Raw genomic sequence first — 18,141 nt, 5'->3', positions numbered from 1 at the left:
CCGCCCTCTCGTATCTTCAGGCGGCGAGGTTGCGCAGCACGTAGTGCAGGATGCCGCCGCTGCGGAAATATTCCAGCTCGTTGTTCGTATCGATGCGGCAGCGCGCGACGAACGAACCCGTGGTGCCGTCGGCACGCGTGAAGTTCACCGTGACCTCCTGACGCGGCTTGAGGTCCGCAACGCCATCGATGCTGAACAGCTCGTCGCCGGTGAGGCCGAGCGTTTCGGCGCTGTCGCTGCCCTGGAACTGGAGCGGCAGCACGCCCATGCCGACGAGGTTCGAGCGGTGAATACGCTCGTAGCTTTCCGCGATGACACAGCGCACGCCCAGCAGCGTGGTGCCCTTCGCGGCCCAGTCGCGCGAGGAGCCGGTGCCGTATTCCTTGCCCGCGAGAACGACGAGCGGCGTGCCTTCGGCCTTGTAGCGCATCGCCGCATCATAGATCGCAAGCTGTTCGCCCGAGGGGACGTGGCGGGTGACACCGCCCTCGACGCCGGGGAGCATCTTGTTGCGGATGCGGATGTTCGCGAACGTGCCGCGCATCATGACTTCGTGGTTGCCGCGGCGCGAGCCGTAGGAGTTGAAGTCGGCGCGGCTCACCTGATGCTCGGTGAGGTAGGTGCCGGCCGGGGAATCGGCCTTGATCGAACCCGCGGGCGAGATGTGATCGGTGGTGATCGAGTCGCCGAACACGGCGAGCGCGCGCGCGTTCACGATATCGACAAGCGGCTTCGGCGTCATCGTGAGGCCTTCGAAGTACGGCGGGTTCTGCACGTAGGTCGAGACCGACGAGAAGCTGTAGGTGCGCCCGCCCGTCACATCGATCGCCTGCCACTGCGCATCGCCCTTGAAGACGTGCGCGTAGCGGGCCTTGAACATGTCCGCATCGAGCGAGGACTCGACGGTGGCGCGCACCTCCTGATTGGTCGGCCAGATGTCCTTCAGGAACACCGGCGCGCCGTCCGACCCCGTGCCGATCGGCTCGACCGCGAGGTTCTTCCGCACCGTGCCCGCGAGCGCATAGGCGACGACGAGCGGCGGCGAGGCGAGATAGTTGGCGCGCACATCCTGCGAGACGCGGCCTTCGAAGTTGCGGTTGCCCGAAAGGACGGACGCGGCGACGATGTCGCCCTCGTTCACGGCCTTTGAAATCGGCGCGGGGAGCGGCCCCGAGTTGCCGATGCAGGTGGTGCAGCCATAGCCGACGAGATCGAAGCCGATGGCGTCGAGATCGGCCTGCAGCCCGGCCTTTTCGAGATAATCGGTGACGACCTGCGAGCCGGGCGCGAGGCTTGTCTTCACCCAGGGCTTGCGATCGAGGCCCTTCGCGCGCGCCTTCCGCGCCACGAGACCGGCGGCGACGAGCACGTCCGGGTTCGAGGTGTTGGTGCAGCTGGTGATCGCGGCGATGACGACGTCGCCGTGGCCGATATCGTGGTTCGCGCCATCAACCGAAACGCGCTTCTTCGGGTCCGCCACCTTGAAGCTGCCCGTAAGCTCGGCTTCGAAACCGGCGGCGAGATCTTCGAGGAGCACGCGGTCCTGCGGGCGGCGCGGGCCGGCGAGGCTGGGGCGCACTTCGGAAAGATCGAGGCCGAGCGTGTCGGTGAACACAGGGTCCGGCGTCGACGCATCGCGCCACATGCCCTGCGCCTTCGCATAGGCTTCCACCATTTCGCAGCGCCAGTCTTCACGGCCGGTGAAGCGCATGTAGCGGATGGTTTCGGCGTCGATCGGGAAGAAGCCGCAGGTGGCGCCGTATTCGGGCGCCATGTTGGCGATGGTGGCGCGGTCGGCGAGGCTGAGCGCATCGAGGCCGGGGCCGTAGAATTCGACGAAGCGGCCGACGACGCCCTTCTTGCGCAGCATCTGCGTGACGGTGAGCACGAGATCGGTGGCGGTGATGCCTTCGGCCATGCGGCCGGTGAGCTTGAAGCCGACGACTTCGGGGATGAGCATGGAGACGGGCTGGCCGAGCATCGCGGCTTCCGCCTCGATGCCGCCGACGCCCCAGCCGAGGACGCCGAGGCCGTTCACCATCGTGGTGTGCGAGTCGGTGCCGACGAGCGTATCGGGATAGGCCACCGTGGCGCCGCTCGCGTCTTCGGAGGTCCACACCGCCTGCGCCAGATATTCAAGGTTCACCTGGTGGCAGATGCCCGTTCCCGGCGGCACGACGCGGAAGTTGCGGAACGCCTGCGCGCCCCACTTCAGGAACTTGTAGCGTTCCATGTTGCGTTCGTACTCAAGCGCGACGTTCTGGCCGAAGGCCTTGGGCGTGCCGAACTCGTCCACCATCACCGAGTGATCGATGACGAGATCGACGGGGACGAGCGGATTGATCTTTTCCGCGTCCGCGCCGAGCTTCGCCATCGCATCGCGCATCGCGGCGAGATCGACGACGGCGGGAACGCCGGTGAAATCCTGCATCAGCACGCGCGCGGGGCGATACTGGATCTCGCGCTCGCCGAGGTTGGCGTTGAGGAAGGAGCGGAAGGCTTCAACGTCGCCTTCGGTGACGGTGTCGCCATCTTCGAAGCGCAGCATGTTTTCCAGCAGCACCTTCATGGAGAAGGGCAGCGCCGAGAAATCGCCGAAGCGCTCGGCGGCGGCGGGGATCGAATAATATGCGAATTCGCGGCCGCCGACATTCAGCGTGCGGCGGGTGTTCAGGCTGTCGCGTCCGGTGGCGGTCATCTTCACGATCCCCTTGTCTTGCCATTCAGGCCCGGCCGTACGCGCCTATTGCAGCGCAGCAACCGCCGGAGTCGGGGCTGCTTTAACGAAGGGGAGCGGGGTTGGGAAGGGGACGAAAGTCGCAGAGGGGCTTGTCAAAATGTTGACTGGACCGAACGGCGATAGCTCTCGAGATTTAGGTCCCCGCACCCGGTCAAACTTCGAGCGTTCCCTCTCGCGATATCTAACTACTCAGGCTAAGCCATCGTATCACGAGTGGGAATACGAATGACGATCCTAAGCCTACAGGCAAAACAGGACTTCCTCGAGAAGGATGCCAGCACCCGTGATCCTATCAAGGGGATCGCGGAGTTCGTCTGGAATGCGCTCGACGCCGACGCGACCGAGGTCCGGGTAGAGCTTAAAAAAAACGAACTCGGCGGGATCGTGGCGATCCGCATCATAGACAATGGGCATGGGATCGCACCGGAACGTGCGGATCATGATTTTAGCAACCTAGGCGCTTCTCACAAACGCACGACAGTAAAGACGAAAGCGCTTGAGCGAGCGGTACATGGCAAAGAAGGTCGTGGTCGGCTGAAGTTCTTCTCGCTCGCCCGGCGCGCGCGCTGGACGAGTGTGTCAGAAAAAAACGGAAAACGCTCTGCGTTGACGCTGACCATTCAGGCTAACAATCTGGAAAATTGTGATCGAGCCGACGCGATCGAAACCGAAGATGATATTGGAACAACAGTTGAACTATCGCCTCTGAAAGAGGCGTTAGATATTCTAGACAGCCCTGACGCATTCCGTCAATTCAGTACAATTTTCGCCCCTTACGTTCTACAGTATCCAGATGCACGAATATACTTTAACGGTTTCGAAGTTGATCCACGTATCACAATACATAAGACGCACGATATCCCGCAAAGTACTATTGTATGTCCAAATAGAATTATTGAAGATCTTCGTGTTAAGGTTATCGAGTGGAGTACGCCGACTGAAAGCCGCCAAATTTTCTTTGGTGGAGACAACGGAATCGTTCTTGGCTCACAGGCCGCTTACGTTACGGCGCCGAACTTTACCTACTCAGCCTATGCATATAGCTCTTTCTTCCGCGAGCTTGCAGACGCAAATCTCTTGGACCTTGAAGGCATTAACGATCCTGACTTTCTGCATGTTCTCGAACATATCCGATCGGATCTGAAGGACTATTTTCGGCAGCGACAGGCTGATCTTTCGAGGGGCTTGATCCAAGAGTTGAAGGACCAAGGGGCGTATCCATACGAGGGAGAGCCCAGCGACGAGGTGGAGAAACGTGAGCGTCAGGTCTTCGATATTGCGACTTATGCAGTATCGTCGCACTCGCGCGAGTTCGCTCGCGCTGACAGCTCATTGAAGTTGATGACGCTTACCTTTCTCAAGGAGGCGGTGAAGCACAACCCAGACGCACTTTCGACGATCCTCCGGGCAGTCGTCAATTTACCTAAGGCGCAGCAAAACGAGTTTTCTGAGTTGCTACAGCGTACTGAACTTGGAAACATCATATCGTCTTCGAGTCTAATCGCTGATCGTGTAGCGACGCTGTCCATTCTGCGCAGCATGGTTTTTGAACCCAAGTACCGCCAAACTGTGAAAGAGCGCGGCCATCTTGATGCGCTAGTTCGCGATAACACTTGGCTGTTTGGTGAGCAGTTTCATTTTACCTTGCCAGAGGCAGGACTTTCTCGAGTAATGGAACGTGTCGCCCATGATCTTGGTAGCAAAGGAAAAAAGGAAAAGGTCACCAAGCAAGATGGTAAACGCGGCCGAGTGGACCAGTTTCTCGGGCGGGTGGTACCGGGTCCTGAGCAGGGCAATCGTGAATATCTACTGATCGAACTGAAGCGCCCTTCTCTGAAGGTTGGTCGCAAAGAGCTTGTCAGGTTGAAGATTATATGAATGCCATGCGAACGCAGCCGGACTTCAGCCATACTAGTACCCGGTGGCATTTCTTTCTAATAACCAGCGAATATGATGACTCCGTTGAAGCGCGAATCAACCAGTCCGATCGGGCGCGTGGCGTAGCGCAAACGGGAAATAATTATACGCTTTGGGTCAAAACGTGGGCAGAGATCCTGCGGGAGAGTGATGCTCGCCACCAATTCATCCAAGATAAATTGAAAATTGAAGTATCAGATGTGGACATTGATGCGCGGATCAGCGAGCTGACCAAAGCTGTTATTAAAGGCTGAAGCAATGGAAGAGCCGCCTAATTTATATTAGGCATGCCTATCCCCCGACATTGTAAATTAACCCCACATGCGCTATATAGGTCTCGCTGACGTTGCGCGCGACGGATTGCGGCGCTCCGGCACCCCTTTTCAGAACACCGGCCTCTCGGCACCCGCCGCCATGTGGTGCGCGGGTACGATCACGATTTGAATACTGAGACACACTATGCCTATCGGCACCGTAAAATTCTTCAACGCCCAGAAGGGCTATGGCTTCATCGCGCCCGAAGGCTCCGGCGAAGACGCGTTCGTCCACATCACCGCCGTCCAGATGGCGGGCATGGAGACGCTCGATAAGGACCAGCGCGTCAGCTATGAGCTGGAGCGCGATCAGCGCGGCCGCACGAGTGCGGTCAGCCTGAAATCGGCCTGACAGCCCTTCACGGGTTCGGGAGGCCTGGCGAAACTCGCCGGGCCGCCCCACGACTGCGAAGCGAACACGCTTCAAGAACACAATGATGCCGCGATCAGCGCGGCCAAGACAAATGACAGATATGCAAACCCAAATGACAAACGGACGCCGGAACCCGGCGCGCCGCACAGCTTCTTCTTTGCCGAACACAGCGCCCCCCACGGGCACGCGGCGCGAGCCCTCCGGGCTGACGCGCCTGCAGCTTCGGCAGATCGTTTATGACCTGATCGGCTAAGCGCCGATCTTCCAGCGAAAGGGCTCCACATGAAAGACCAGACGGAATTCTATCAGGAGCGGATCGCAAGTGCCCAGCGTGCCATCACCGAGGCGGTGCTGACGAACGTGAGGCAACAGGCGATCCTGGCGCGCGACCGCTGGATCGAACTCGCACGGCAGCACACCAAAAACCTGCTGGAAGGCGAAAAGGTGCGGACCGCCAAGCTCGCCCGCGACGCGGAACGCGAGCTGGTGGCCGCCACCGAAGAATGACGGCGACTGAACGCCGGACGCTGGCCTTCGCGCGTGCCTTCACCCTGAGCGGGATCGACGGCACGCTGCCCGCGGGCGAATATCAGGTGGAGCTGGACACGGTTCTTCCCGCAGACGGCGGAGACCCCAAGGGCGTTTCCGCCTTTCTCTACGTGCGCCGCGGGGGGAAGGCCTATGCCTTTGAAGTCGATGCCGAAGAGCTCGACCGTATCCACAAGGCCGACCAGCAGAAAACCGTAAACCGGCCGAAATAACGGCCAGATCCCCAATTGGCGTTCGCCGCCAACCCGAAAATATGCTAGGAGTCGTCATCACCCGATTTCTGGCCGCAAGCGTCTCGTGACTGGGGGACTTCGTGCTCCCGCTTGCTCATCCAGGAGAAATCGTGTGCTTTCAAATGCAAATCGCGAAACATTTTCGCTGGCTTCATTCAGAGGCAGCGAACCGGATAACGACGACGCGGACGAAACCTATTCGGAACTGCGGCTGAACCTCGCACCCGTGTGCTATTTCGAAGTGTATTGCGGGGAAGAGAAAAGCCTCACCTCCACGATCCATTGCGGCGGAGACTGGCGCTGGCGTTTCTGCGCGCCCAGCGGGACGATCCTGGCGCAGGCCGCCGGGTATCGCAGCGAAACCGATTGCCGCGCCGCCGTCGACACACTCCGCTCGCGCGCTGCGGGCGCCAGGATCCGCGACGCCCTGCAATACGCCTGACCGCTCGCCACGCTTGAAGGGAAATTCATGGACCTGAACCGACTCCTCCGCCAGGAGCAGATCGCCATCATGCGGCGCGACGCCGCCATCGAACCCCGCCTGCTCGCGCAGTATGAGTCGGAAATCCACCGGCTGGCGCGCACGCTCGACACCCACGCCTATCCGCACCGCCACTTCCCGGACCGCCGCCAGCGCGCTAACGCGGCGAAACTCTCGCTCATGCGCTGGGACGACGATGGCGGGGCGATCGTCGCAAAGCCTGGAAAGGCATTTGCCAATCAGGTGCGCTCGGATAAGATCGGGACATAAAGCGCCCGAGGGGAGAATAGCGCCGCTGGCGCACGCCCCTTCGTTCAGCAGGAGGGCTCCCGGTCATGCGCGTTTCATCTTTCGTTTCCCGTTTCTTGCTTGCCGGCGCGGCGCTCGCTGCGGCGTCCGCTGCCTCTGCCGCCGACGACACGGCGTTCCTCGCCTTCCCGATGGCGACCGAAATCAGCGCATCGCGCGCGGGCGCTTTCGCGTGGACCGTGCAGCAGGGCGACAAGACGCAGCTCTTCGCTGCGCGCGGCGCGGGCTTCAAGCGCACGGCGCTCCACGCGCAAAGCGACGTGGACGGCACGCCGATCACCGGCATCCAGATTTCCCCCGACGGCGCTTACGTGGCATTCACGACGGGCTTTGCGGCGGGCGGGTATAACCCTGCGAGCCTGCTGACCCCACCGAAGGCGACGCTGTGGCTCGTCTCCAGCGCGGGCGGCGCGGCGCCGGTGAAGATCGGCGAGGGCGCTTCGCCGGAATTCACGCCGGACGGATCGCGGCTCGTCTATCGGAACGGCGCGGACCTCTGGGCCGTGGCCGTTGGTGCCGCTGATGCGAAGCCGGAAATGCTTGTGCGCGGCGGCGCGGCCTTCGCGCAGCGCGCGTGGGCGGCGGACGGCAAGAGCTTCTTCTTCGTGCAGGATCGCGGCGGCTGGTCCTTCCTCGGCCGCCATACGCTCGGCAGCGACCGCGTGGCGTGGCTGGTGACAGGCGCGGACCGGCTGAGCCACCCCGTGCTTTCGCCCGACGGCAAATCGGTCGCGTACCTGCGCTGGCCGGGGCGCGAGCATACGGTGACCTACGACAACCTCGAAAACCAGCCGGTCGCCGTGGAGACGGTGGCGGCGAGCGGCGGCAAGGCGCAGACGCTGTGGCAATCGGGACCGCGCGGGGGCTCCTACATCTCCGACGACGACGAAGGGCTGCTGCGCTGGTCCGACAGCAAGACCGTGGTGTTCCGCGCCGAGGAAGACGGCTGGGCGCGGCTCTATGCGGCGAGCGGCGGCAAGGTGCGTGCGCTGACGGGGGAGAAATGCGAAGTCGCGGAGAGCGAGCTTGCTGCGCCCGATACGCTGTTCGTCATCCACAACTGCCGCGATCTCGATACGCGCCAGGCCTCGCTCATCACCGTTTCCAGCGGGCGCGAACGCGCGGTGGAGACGAAAGACGTCGTGCTGGCGCTGGCGAGCGCGGCGGGCGACGGGCGGCATGTCGCGGTGACGGGGGCGGACGCCGACAATTCGGCGATGCTGCGGATCGTGGACAGCGCGACGGGCAAGGTGGCCTATGCGGAGACGCCCGCGGATTACGGCTACCGCCACAGCTTCGCCGCACCCGCGCCGCAGCAGGTGCGCCTTACCGCATCGGACGGAGAGAGCGTGCCGGGGCAACTGTTCCTGCCGAAAGGCAAGGGGCCGCACCCGGCGCTCGTCTACGTGCACGGCGGGCCGACGCGGCAGATGTTCCCGGCGTTCCACTTCAGCGGATATTACGCGAACGACTATGCGATGAACCGGCGGCTCGCGGAGATGGGCTATGTCGTGCTCGCGCTCAACTACCGCTCGGGCGTCGGCTATGGGCGCGATTTCCGCGAGGCGCCGGGGCGGGCGTGGCGCAAGGCGTCCGAATATAATGATGTGCTGGGCGCGGGGCGCTGGCTCGCCGCGCGCGCCGACGTGGACCCGAAGCGTATCGGCATCTGGGGCGGCTCCTACGGCGGGTTGCTCACCGGACATGCGCTGGCGCGCAATTCAGACGTGTTCGCGGCGGGCTCAGCGATCCACGGCGTGTTCGACTGGAGCTGGCCCTCGCCGGTGCCGGGGCATCTGAACCCCAGCGAGTTCTTCGGCGTGGGCGAGGCGGACAAGGCGGCGGCGCTCGCGGCATCGCCGCTTGGCGCGGTGGCGGGCTGGCGCTCGCCGGTGGTGTTGTTCAGCGGCGACAACGACATGAACGTCGACGTGCGCGAAACGGTGGACCTTGCGCAGAAGCTGCGGCGGCAGGGTGTCGACGTCCGCACAGTGCTGCTGCCCGGTGAGTCCCACGGGCTGATCCGCTTCTCGGCGTGGCAGCAGCTATGGCACGATCAGGCGGCGTTCTTTTCTGAAACGATTGGCAAACGCTGAATATTGTTACGGATTCGTTCTATTAACCATAAGTATTTTGAATTTATTCAGGAACATGAACGGCGAAGCGTCGGCGGTATTTACAGAGGGAATGCGCGTTAATCATTAAGATGGCGGAACTCCGCAACTGGCACGGTTCTTGAGTCGTCGGCTTCGAGATCTGAGACAGGAGTACCGAACATGAAACGCGCTTTCTTCCTTTCCGCCGCCGCCATGCTGATCGCGGGCAGCGCGAACGCCGCGCCGGTGAGCTTCAACTTCGAGCAGGACTATGACGACGGCGCCAGCGTCAGCGGCAGCTTCTCGGGCGAAGACCTGAACCTCGACGGCTTCCTGACCGCGAATGAGCTGACCGACTTTTCGGCGTTCTGGACCGGCGGCAGCGACGCGTGGCACGCCGAGGACTTCGCACTCGGCGGCATCGACAGCTTCGTCTACGACTTCGGCGAATATCTCACCGAAGTCGTGGTGTTCGGCACGGGCGGTGCGGACTGGGTGTTGAACGAATATTATACCGGCATCGAGGATCGCTTTTCGGGTGTCGCCGAAACGTGGAACGCGGTGCGCGTCTGGGCCGCTGCGGTTCCTGAAACCGCGACGGTGCTTCCGATTATCGAAACCCCGACCGCGGATGTGCCGGAGCCGGCGGCGCTTGCGCTGTTCGGGCTCGGCCTCGCCGGGCTTGCGCTTGGTCGCCGGCGTCGCACGTAGTCGATGCGGAATCGCAACGACCTCTCCGCTGTGGTACACTCCCGAAAAAGGGAAAACGGAGGGGTCGTAATGCGTAAGCGTGGTTTGGCGGCTGCGGCCTTGCTGGCGGTCGCCGGGTTCAGCGGATCGGCTGCGGCGCGCTGCGTGCTCCCGATCCTGGTGCAGCGGGATGCGGACGAAGCCGCGAAATACCTGCTGGCGAGCGAAGCTCTGGTGATCGACGGCATCGTGCGCGAGCTGCCGCGCGGCGACGGTACGCTGTTCCAGCGCATCGAGGTGATCCAGTATCTGAAGGGCAAGGGTGCGGAGTCAATCGACATCTGGCCCGGCCCCGGCAAGCCCACGCGGCACGAAATCCTGAACACCGACGACTGGGGTCGCATTGATGCCCCCGCCGGCTCCCGGGTGGTGACGGCGCTCCGGCAGACGCCTTATGGCTGGACCGTGGGCGAATGCGCCTATCAGGCGCTCGCCGTGCCGGGCGTCGAGGCCGCGCTGCGCGAGACGGGGGCCGTGCGCAGCAAGCCTGAAAAACCCAAGAAGAAGTAGCGCGCGCAGACGCGAGCCGTTAGGGCGGAAGGCATGGGGGACACGCTCATCCGCGCCGAAAATCTCGCCTGCGTGCGCGGCGGGCGTCTGCTGTTCGAAAATCTTTCGCTTGCCGTTGCTGCCGGAGAGGCGCTGCGCGTGACGGGGCCGAACGGCAGCGGCAAATCGAGCCTGCTGCGCTGCCTCGCCGGGCTGCTGCCGCCCGCGGCGGGGCGCATCGAACACCCGGCGAAAATCGCCTGGCTGGGGCATGAGAACGCTTTGAAGCCGGGACGCACGCTTGGGCAGGAACTCGGCTGGTGGGCGCGGATGGACGGGGCGCAGGCCCGGTTTGCGCTGGGGCTGGAAACGCTCGGCGACGTGCCGGTCAGGATGCTTTCGGCGGGGCAGAAACGACGCGCGGCGCTGGCGCGGGTCATCGCCTCGGGCGCGGATCTGTGGCTGCTCGACGAACCGGGCGCGGGGCTCGATGCGGCGAATGCGAAGGCCCTGTCGGCGGCGATCGGCGACCATCTTGCAGCGGGCGGAGGCGCGATCGTGGTGACGCACGGCGAGACCGATGTGCCCGGCGCGCGGGAGCTGGCGCTGTGAGCTTCTGGCGCCTTGTCTCGCGCGGCGTGGACATCGGCGCGGGCGGGCTCATTCCACTCGTCTTCTTCTTGATGGTTGCGAGCATGACCGCGTTTGCCATCGGTCCGGATGCCGCCCTGCTCGCGCGCGTCGGCGCGGGAAGCTTGTGGGTGGCGGCGCTGCTCGCGGCGCTGCTGCCGGTGGGGACGCTCGTCGCCGAGGACGTCGCCGACGGCACGATGGATCAGCTCCGCGTGCGCGGTATCGCGGTGGAAACCATCATGGCGGCGCGGCTCATCGCGCACTGGCTCGGCTTCGCGCCTGCGCTGCTCGTCGCGGCGGTGATCGGCGGGGCGATGCTGAACGCCGATGTGCCCGCGCTCGTCACGGGCCTTGCGCTCGGCACGCCCGCGCTCGCCGGGCTGGGGCTGGTGGCCGCCGCACTCGTCGCAGGTGCGCGCGGCGGGCCTGCGCTTGCCGGGCTCATCGTGCTGCCGCTCGCGCTTCCCGTGCTCATTTTCGGCAGCGCCGGAGAGCTGCGCCTGCTCGCGGCGTCGAGCCTCGTCGTTACCGCATTCGCGCCGTTCGCCGCGGCGGCTGCGCTCCGGCAGGGCGACGGCTGAATCGCCTTGCGCGTCAGACGCTTCCGGTTAGGCTGAGCCGCGTCAACGGGCAGGGAGAACGAGCATGGCGTACACGTTCGAAATCACCAAGGACAAGGCGGGCGAATACCGGGTCGCCTTCAAATATAATTCCGAAAAAATGTTCACGACCGAAGGCTATTCGAGCAAGGCAAGCGCGAAGAACGCCATCGAATCGATGAAGAAGAACGGCCCCGGCGCCGACGTGGTCGACAACTCGGACGGTTGAGGTCGGCCGCAGGATCGCACACGCCGCCAGACGATAGCCTGGTCGCGTTCCTCGCCCCGTCAGCGAAGTGTCAGCGGCTGCGTGCTAGCGCGGTGGTCGGTGGGCAGATCGAACGGGTGAGATCATGACGAACGGATCGGTTTCAGGCGCGCGCTATGGCAAGGCGATGGTCGCGCTGCATTGGGTTATGCTGCTTCTTCTGGCGGCCGTGTTCGCAACGATCGAGATGCGCGTGCTGTTCGAACGCGGCAGCGAGACGCGCGAGTTCGTGAAGTCGCTGCATTTCATGCTGGGGCTTTCGGTGCTGATCTTCGTCGCGCTCCGGATCGCGGCGCGCGTGACCGGCGGTACGCCTGCGATCGCCCCGCGTCCGCCGGTGTGGCAGACGGCAGCCGCGCACGCCGTGCACGCGGCGCTTTATCTTTTCATGATCGGGATGCCGATTGCGGGGTGGCTGATCCTGAGCGCAGAGGGAGAGCCGATCCCCTTCTTCGGGCTCGAGCTGCCGCCGCTCGTGTCGCCCAGCGAGGCGCTTGCCGAACAGGTCGAGGAAATCCACGAGACCGCCGGTGAGGTGGGCTATTACCTGATCGGCCTGCACGCCGCCGCGGCGCTGCTTCACCACTATGTGATGCGCGACAACACGCTCCTCAGGATGCTGCCGGGCCGGGGCTGACGCTTCGCCGGGGGTGGCGAACCGGTTCGTGCGTGCTTACCTGTGGTCTTCCGCAAGACAGGAGACCAGCGATGAGCGAACCGACCGGATATGTGCCCCCCGAGGTTTGGACATGGGATCGGGAGAGCGGCGGACGGTTCGCTTCGATCAATCGGCCGATCGCGGGGCCCACGCACGACAAGGTTCTGCCTGTGGGGAAGCATCCACTGCAGCTTTATTCGCTCGGCACGCCCAACGGGCAGAAGGTGACGATCCTGCTCGAAGAGCTGCTCGCGGCCGGATATTCGGGCGCCGAGTATGATGCGTGGCTGATCAACATTCTGGAAGGCGACCAGTTCGGATCCGGGTTTGTCGACGTGAACCCGAATTCGAAGATCCCCGCGCTTGTCGATCGGAGCGGCGCGGAACCCGTGCGCGTGTTCGAGAGCGGGGCGATCCTCGTCTATCTCGCGGAAAAATTCGGAGCGTTTCTGCCCACAAGCGGCGCGGCGCGGGCGGAGGCGCTGTCGTGGCTGTTCTGGCAGGTGGGGAGCGCGCCCTTCCTCGGCGGCGGCTTCGGGCATTTTTATGCCTATGCGCCGGTGAAGATCGAATATGCGATCAATCGCTATGCGATGGAGGTGAAGCGGCAGCTCGACGTGCTGAACCGGCGGCTGGCGGAGCACGAATATATCGCGGGCGCGGACTATACGATTGCCGACATGGCGATCTGGCCCTGGTACGGCGGTCTCTTGCGCGGCGAGCTTTATGGCGAGGCCGCGACGTTCCTTTCCACCCACGAATATGAACACGTGCAGCGCTGGACCAAGCAGCTGGCCGCGCGAACGGGCGTGCGGCGTGGGCGGATCGTGAACCGCGCCACCGGGCCGCTCGAGGAACAACTCCGCGAGCGGCACGATGCCAGTGATTTTGAAACGAAGACCGCCGACAAGCTGGCGGCGCAGTAGCCGCTAGCGGAGCTGGCCGCGCAGCGCGCCCTTCGGATGCGAGGCGTTGTGGACGTTGACGTAATAGTCGGCGGGCTTTGCGAGAATCGCCGCGACGACATCCGCCTCGGCCTTGGCGCAGCCCTTCGACGTTCCCTCCGCAGGGGCATCGAGCGTGACGACGGGCGGGCCGGCGACGCCCTTGGCGCCCTTGTGGATATGCGCCATCGTGGCGGTATCGATGCCGCTGACGGCGAGCGTGTAGCAGACTTCGGGCTTCGCGCCGTCGATCGTGACACTCGCGGTGCCCTTGCCGTCAGGGTCGCCCGGGCCCGGAACCTCGGCGGCGCCGGTCAGATGAAGCTGCATCGTGACGGGCGCGGCCGCAGCCGGTGTGATGACAATTGCGGCGCCCAGAAGTGCCAGAGCCGTTCGCATCGCGTTTCTCCTCGTGTTGTCCGCCGCCCGGAACGGGCGGCGACTCCCTGTTCGCCGAAACGCTTCCGGGCGCCGCTGGTTCCTAGTGCATCGACGCCTTGATGTGCGCGACAAGCTGGTCGACGACAGTGCCCCAGCCGTCGTGGAAGCCCATCTCCTCGTGCTGCTTGCGCGTCTCCTCGTTGCCGTGGATGGCGATGGCGGTGTAGCGCGTGCCGGTCGCGGTCGGCTCCAGAAGGAGCGCGGCGGTGAAGAACGGCTTCGGCGAAGGGCGGAAACCGGGGAGCAGCGTGTCCGTGAAAACGAGGCGCTTGTTCGGCACGACTTCGAGATAGCAGCCGCTGTTCGGGAACTCATCCCCCTCGGGCGAGCGCATCACGGTGTTGAACCGGCCGCCGGGGCGCAGGTCGATCTCGCATGAACTCACCGACCACGGCTTCGGGCAGAACCACTCCTTGATGCTCTCGGGGCTGGTCCACGCCTCCCACACGAGCTCGACGGGAACGTCGATCTCGCGGTCGAGCACGAGGTCGAGCGTGGGATCGGGAGTGAACGGGAACAGGTTGGACGTCATTCGGATCTCTCCTTCTTCATTTTCAGCAGATAGGCATCGAGCCGGTCCAGCCTGCGCTCCCACATGGTGCGCTGCCTGCCCAGCCAGTCTTCGGCGACCTGAAGCCGTTCGGGGGCGAGTTCATAGGTTCTGACCCGCCCTTCCTTTTTCGAACGCACCAGCCCAGCGCCTTCGAGCACCCGGAGGTGCGCGACGAACGAGGGCAGCGCCATCCGGTAGTCCGCCGCGAGATCGCTGACCGAGGCGGACTTCGCGCTCAACCGTTCGAGTACGCTGCGGCGCGTCGGGTCCGACAGTGCGCGGAAGATGCCGTCGATCACCGCAGGCGGTGGCGGCGGCGGCGGCGCGGTGTGCATTCCCGGGATCATCAAAGCTCCTTTCGAGGGTGTGCATAGGGCATCGAAATACTTAGGTCAAATCCTAAGTGTTTGTGTCACGCTTGCACGGGTTAAAAAATCTGTCATCAGACCGTCACAAAACTGTCGCTGCCGCAGCCTCGGAGACATTTCATTCGTCAGATCGCCGCCTTGCCCTATCGATCGGAGGGACCCGCGATCGATGCGCCCGTGCGCATCCTTCTCGTCACCTCGCGGAGCAGCCGGCGCTGGGTGATCCCCAAGGGCAATGTCACCAAGGGAATGGCGCCGCACGCCGCTGCCGCCGACGAGGCGGAGGAAGAGGCGGGCGTGCGCGGCGCGGTGTGCCCGACGCCGCTCGGTTCCTATCGCTACCGCAAGCGGCGCAGCAACGGCGCGTCGCTGATGGTGGACGTCGACGTCTTCCCGCTCGCGGTGACGCGCGAACTGGAGAACTGGAAGGAGCAGGGCGAGCGCGAACGGCGCTGGTTCACGCTTGCCGAAGCCGCCGACGCGGTGGAGGAGAGTGACCTCAGCGATCTCATCCGCTCCTTCGGCGCATCCGAATTCAATGCCGCCGCCCGCCGCACCGGGATGCTGACGGCCGTGGCCCACAAATCGAGGATCCCCCACATGTTTGCCTGGTTCCAGCGTCTGCTTCCCAAGACGGGCAACTTCTTCGAGCTGTTCGAGGCGCACGCGATGACCGTGGTTGCGGCGGCGGACGCGCTGGCGCGGCTCCTTGAAAACGGTTCGTCGGCCGAGGATCATATCCGCGAGGTGATGGAACGCGAGCACGACGCCGACGACATCATTCGCGAGGTGCTGCACACGGTGCGCCGCACCTTCCTGACGCCGTTCGACCGTGGTGCGATCACCAGCCTGATCGGCGCGATGGACGACGCCATCGACGAGATGCAGGCAACGGTGGCGGCGATCTCGCTCTATGAGGTGAACGACTTCGAGCAGGAAATGCGCGACATGACCGCGATCATCGTGGACGGCGCACGCCTCGTTGCCGAGGCGATGCCGCTGCTGCGCGACGTGGCACGAAACGGCCAGCGGCTTCACGAACTCACCGAGCGCCTGGTGCGCATGGAAGGCCATGCCGACGAGATTCACGCGATCGGCGTGAAGAAGGCGTTCAAGGATTACGGCGCCAGCGATACGCTGCGCTTCATCGTCTCGCGCGAAGTCTACAAGCATCTCGAGCGGATCGTCGACGCGCTCGAGGATGTCGCGAACGAGATCGACGGCATCGTCATCGATCACGCCTGACGACACGAAACGATGCACGAACTCGCGTTTCCGCTGCTTGTCGGCCTCATCCTCATCGCGCTGGCGTTCGATTTTCTGAACGGGCTCCATGACGCGGCGAATTCGATCGCCACGGTGGTCGCGACCCGCCTGCTCGGGCCGGTGCAGGCGGTGGCCTTCGCGGCAGTGTTCAACTTCGCCGCCTATTTCCTCAGCCTGATCTTCCCCGAACTGCACAAGGTCGCCGAAACGATCGGCAAGGGCCTGATCGACAAGGATATGGTGACGCCCGCCGTCGTGTTCGGCGCGCTCATCGGCGCGATGTTCTGGAACGTCGTCACGTGGCTGAAGGGCATTCCGTCCTCGTCGAGCCACGCGCTCGTCGGCGGCATCATCGGTGCGGGCGTGGCGCACGCGGGCATGTCCGGCATCGAATGGAGCGGGCTCAACAAGACGCTGATCGCGATCGTGCTCTCGCCGCTGCTCGGCATGATCCTTTCGATGTTCGTCATGCTCGCAACGAGCTGGGCGATGAAGGACGCGACCGCGCGGGGGGCGGAACGCGGCTTCCGCTATCTGCACCTCGCCTCGTCCGCCGCCTATTCGATCAGCCACGGCCTCAACGACGCGCAGAAGACGATGGGGATCATCACCGTGCTGCTCTATTCGACCGGCTATCTGCAGGGCGAATTCCACGTGCCGCACTGGGTGGCGATCAGCTGCTACGTCGCGATCGCGCTCGGCACGCTTTCGGGCGGCTGGAAGATCATCGAAACGATGGGATCGCGCATCACCAAGCTCTCGCAGCACCAGGGTTTCAGCGCGTCGGCAGGCGGATCGGTGATGCTGTTCACCGCCTCGCTTCTCGGCATCCCGGTCTCCACGACGCACACGATCACCGGCTGCATCGTCGGCGCCGGCACCGCCCGCCGCGCCTCCGCCGTGCGCTGGGGCGTCGCGCAGAACGTGGTGATGGCGTGGCTCATCACCATTCCCGCATCAGCGGCGGTGGGGGCGATTTTCTATATGATCACGCGGTTGTTTTAGGGGCGGGAGGGGCCCGCTGGTCAGTCTTTGGCGACTTCCAGCCTATAGCCCCGCCACTTCTCGTCCAGATACGGCGCCACGTTCTCGCAAAGCACTGCCCACTCGGCGTCGGTTACCGGAAGCGCCTTCCGCTCGGCGGCGAAATATTCAGCCGGGGGCGTGAGTGCGGGCCAGTCGCTGGCGAGGACGAAGCGGTCGAGGCCGATCTTGCGCATCTGGGCGACGTAGGCGGCGCGCCATTCGTCGGCGGTGCGGCTTTCAATGCTGTCTTTGGGAACGCCGGGGAGCTTCGAAAGATCGAGCTGGGCGACGGCAGAGATATCGAGCACGAGGTTGGCGGTGCCCGGCGCCTTGCGCTCTATCGCCTCGCCATAGAGGCGAAGTGCTTCCAGGGTTGCGGCATCGATGCCGCCGAAGCTGCCGCCGTGCGCGATCTGCACGGGGAGATCGCCCGCCTCTGACAGCACCGTGTCGATGAACGTTGAGATGTTCGCATTCGTGAATGGCGCCGCGCCGCGCAGGTGGACGACGAGCGGCATCCGCGCCTTGCTGGCAGCCGCGACGAAGGCGGCCAGCGTTTTGACCTGATCGGGCTTGCCGAGATCGAGGCCGCTGTTGCCGAGGTGGAGCTTCACGCCCGAAGCGCCGGGCTGGTGCGCCCAGTATTCGAGTTCACCGAGCGCGTTATCGAGAAACGGATTGATGCCGACGAACGCGACGAGACGGCCGTTCGACGCCAGCGCCTGATCGACGTTGAAGCGGTTTTCGGCGCGCATCCGCCGGGCCATTTCCTCCGGTGCGAGCGGGATGGCGGAGAAGCCGAACATATAGCCGGCAGACAGCAGCACGCCCCGCCGGATGCCCGCGCGATCAAGCTCCTGCACGGCATCGCTGCCCATGCGTATCTTGAAGATGTCGCCGGAAAGACCCTCAAAGGCGCCGGGCATCGCCTTCTGAATTTCGTCCAGCCAATCCGTGATCAGCGCGCTCTGGATATGCATATGATGGTCGGCGCGCGGGGCCGGCTCCGCAAGCGCACCGGCGCCGAACAAAAGTGTCGCTGCGAGCACCATGCCGCTTCCCGCCCGTATGCGCCTTGTCCCGATCATGATACCGCTTCCTCGCATAATGAATTGATATTCATTCAACGCTGCG

At 64.1% G+C, this 18,141-nt stretch carries 22 protein-coding genes; 17 read left to right on the top strand and 5 right to left on the bottom strand.

What is annotated here, in order from left to right; all coding sequences use genetic code 11:
- Positions 1–16: 16 nt before the first annotated feature.
- Positions 17–2,698: an aconitate hydratase AcnA gene (gene acnA, locus H2052_RS08780; protein WP_293780325.1), complete on the bottom strand. Its 2,682-nt coding sequence runs from the start codon at positions 2,696–2,698 to the stop codon at positions 17–19.
- A 267-nt stretch (positions 2,699–2,965) separates the two neighbouring features.
- On the opposite strand from acnA, the gene H2052_RS08775 reads away from it, so the two are divergent.
- The 15 genes from H2052_RS08775 to yghU all read left to right on the top strand — a co-directional run bounded on the left by H2052_RS08775 (position 2,966) and on the right by yghU (position 13,335).
- Positions 2,966–4,618, top strand: a complete 1,653-nt coding sequence (locus tag H2052_RS08775) for an ATP-binding protein (RefSeq protein WP_293780322.1) — start codon at positions 2,966–2,968, stop codon at positions 4,616–4,618.
- Positions 4,615–4,911 carry a hypothetical protein gene (locus H2052_RS08770; RefSeq protein ID WP_293780319.1) on the top strand — a complete coding sequence of 99 codons (297 nt, stop codon included), beginning with the start codon at positions 4,615–4,617 and terminating at the stop codon, positions 4,909–4,911. The genes H2052_RS08775 and H2052_RS08770 overlap by 4 nt, the downstream gene beginning before the upstream one ends.
- A gap of 205 nt (positions 4,912–5,116) precedes the next feature.
- Positions 5,117–5,323: a cold-shock protein gene (locus H2052_RS08765; protein WP_293780316.1), complete on the top strand. Its 207-nt coding sequence runs from the start codon at positions 5,117–5,119 to the stop codon at positions 5,321–5,323.
- Positions 5,324–5,626: 303 nt separating this feature from the next.
- A complete protein-coding gene (locus H2052_RS08760; protein ID WP_293780313.1) occupies positions 5,627–5,851 on the top strand; it encodes a hypothetical protein in 225 nt (74 codons plus the stop codon).
- A complete protein-coding gene (locus H2052_RS08755; RefSeq protein WP_293780310.1) occupies positions 5,848–6,105 on the top strand; it encodes a hypothetical protein in 258 nt (85 codons plus the stop codon). Before H2052_RS08760 ends, H2052_RS08755 begins: the two co-directional genes overlap by 4 nt.
- Positions 6,106–6,238: 133 nt before the next feature.
- The gene (locus H2052_RS08750; RefSeq protein ID WP_293780307.1) at positions 6,239–6,568 is read left to right on the top strand and encodes a DUF1508 domain-containing protein; all 330 of its coding nucleotides are present in this window, start codon (positions 6,239–6,241) and stop codon (positions 6,566–6,568) included.
- A gap of 27 nt (positions 6,569–6,595) precedes the next feature.
- Positions 6,596–6,877, top strand: coding sequence for a hypothetical protein (locus tag H2052_RS08745; RefSeq protein WP_293780304.1), 282 nt, complete (start codon positions 6,596–6,598; stop codon positions 6,875–6,877).
- A gap of 65 nt (positions 6,878–6,942) precedes the next feature.
- Positions 6,943–9,012, top strand: coding sequence for a prolyl oligopeptidase family serine peptidase (locus H2052_RS08740; RefSeq protein ID WP_293780301.1), 2,070 nt, complete (start codon positions 6,943–6,945; stop codon positions 9,010–9,012).
- 180 nt (positions 9,013–9,192) lie between these two features.
- Entirely contained in the window at positions 9,193–9,723 is a 531-nt protein-coding gene (locus H2052_RS08735; RefSeq protein ID WP_293780298.1) for a PEP-CTERM sorting domain-containing protein, read from the top strand.
- 69 nt (positions 9,724–9,792) lie between these two features.
- Positions 9,793–10,272, top strand: a complete 480-nt coding sequence (locus tag H2052_RS08730) for a hypothetical protein (RefSeq protein ID WP_293780295.1) — start codon at positions 9,793–9,795, stop codon at positions 10,270–10,272.
- 33 nt (positions 10,273–10,305) lie between these two features.
- Positions 10,306–10,863 (top strand): heme ABC exporter ATP-binding protein CcmA, encoded by a 558-nt coding sequence (gene ccmA / locus H2052_RS08725; protein WP_293780292.1) that lies wholly within the window; start codon positions 10,306–10,308, stop codon positions 10,861–10,863.
- Positions 10,860–11,465, top strand: coding sequence for a heme exporter protein CcmB (locus H2052_RS08720; protein ID WP_293780289.1), 606 nt, complete (start codon positions 10,860–10,862; stop codon positions 11,463–11,465). The genes ccmA and H2052_RS08720 overlap by 4 nt, the downstream gene beginning before the upstream one ends.
- A gap of 64 nt (positions 11,466–11,529) precedes the next feature.
- A complete protein-coding gene (locus H2052_RS08715; RefSeq protein ID WP_293780286.1) occupies positions 11,530–11,712 on the top strand; it encodes a DUF1508 domain-containing protein in 183 nt (60 codons plus the stop codon).
- Between the two features lie 124 nt (positions 11,713–11,836).
- Positions 11,837–12,388: a cytochrome b gene (locus tag H2052_RS08710; protein ID WP_293780283.1), complete on the top strand. Its 552-nt coding sequence runs from the start codon at positions 11,837–11,839 to the stop codon at positions 12,386–12,388.
- 71 nt (positions 12,389–12,459) lie between these two features.
- Positions 12,460–13,335, top strand: coding sequence for a glutathione-dependent disulfide-bond oxidoreductase (gene yghU / locus H2052_RS08705; protein ID WP_293780280.1), 876 nt, complete (start codon positions 12,460–12,462; stop codon positions 13,333–13,335).
- Positions 13,336–13,338: 3 nt separating this feature from the next.
- Here the strand turns inward: yghU and H2052_RS08700 are convergent, their stop codons facing one another.
- From H2052_RS08700 to H2052_RS08690, 3 genes are all read right to left on the bottom strand, one after another.
- Positions 13,339–13,752 carry a CHRD domain-containing protein gene (locus tag H2052_RS08700; protein ID WP_293780277.1) on the bottom strand — a complete coding sequence of 138 codons (414 nt, stop codon included), beginning with the start codon at positions 13,750–13,752 and terminating at the stop codon, positions 13,339–13,341.
- A gap of 82 nt (positions 13,753–13,834) precedes the next feature.
- The gene (locus H2052_RS08695; protein ID WP_293780274.1) at positions 13,835–14,326 is read right to left on the bottom strand and encodes an SRPBCC family protein; all 492 of its coding nucleotides are present in this window, start codon (positions 14,324–14,326) and stop codon (positions 13,835–13,837) included.
- Positions 14,323–14,694, bottom strand: coding sequence for a metalloregulator ArsR/SmtB family transcription factor (locus H2052_RS08690; protein ID WP_293780271.1), 372 nt, complete (start codon positions 14,692–14,694; stop codon positions 14,323–14,325). Before H2052_RS08690 ends, H2052_RS08695 begins: the two co-directional genes overlap by 4 nt.
- Before the next feature lie 159 nt (positions 14,695–14,853).
- Here H2052_RS08690 and H2052_RS08685 point away from each other — a divergent pair, with 159 nt between their 5' ends.
- Together H2052_RS08685 and H2052_RS08680 are read left to right on the top strand one after the other, a co-directional pair.
- Positions 14,854–15,960: a DUF47 family protein gene (locus tag H2052_RS08685; protein ID WP_293780268.1), complete on the top strand. Its 1,107-nt coding sequence runs from the start codon at positions 14,854–14,856 to the stop codon at positions 15,958–15,960.
- Positions 15,961–15,972: 12 nt separating this feature from the next.
- Complete coding sequence (locus H2052_RS08680) at positions 15,973–16,986, top strand: inorganic phosphate transporter (protein ID WP_293780265.1); 1,014 nt, start codon at positions 15,973–15,975, stop codon at positions 16,984–16,986.
- 20 nt (positions 16,987–17,006) lie between these two features.
- On the opposite strand, the gene H2052_RS08675 is transcribed toward H2052_RS08680, so the two are convergent.
- Positions 17,007–18,095: an amidohydrolase family protein gene (locus H2052_RS08675; RefSeq protein ID WP_293780262.1), complete on the bottom strand. Its 1,089-nt coding sequence runs from the start codon at positions 18,093–18,095 to the stop codon at positions 17,007–17,009.
- Between the last annotated feature and the right edge of the window lie 46 nt (positions 18,096–18,141).

The sequence above is a fragment of the Sphingosinicella sp. genome, from assembly GCF_013911755.1.
Lineage (GTDB): Bacteria > Pseudomonadota > Alphaproteobacteria > Sphingomonadales > Sphingomonadaceae > Sphingosinicella.
Note: the sequence above shows the minus strand (reverse complement) of the source record. Positions and strands in the feature narration are given on the sequence as shown.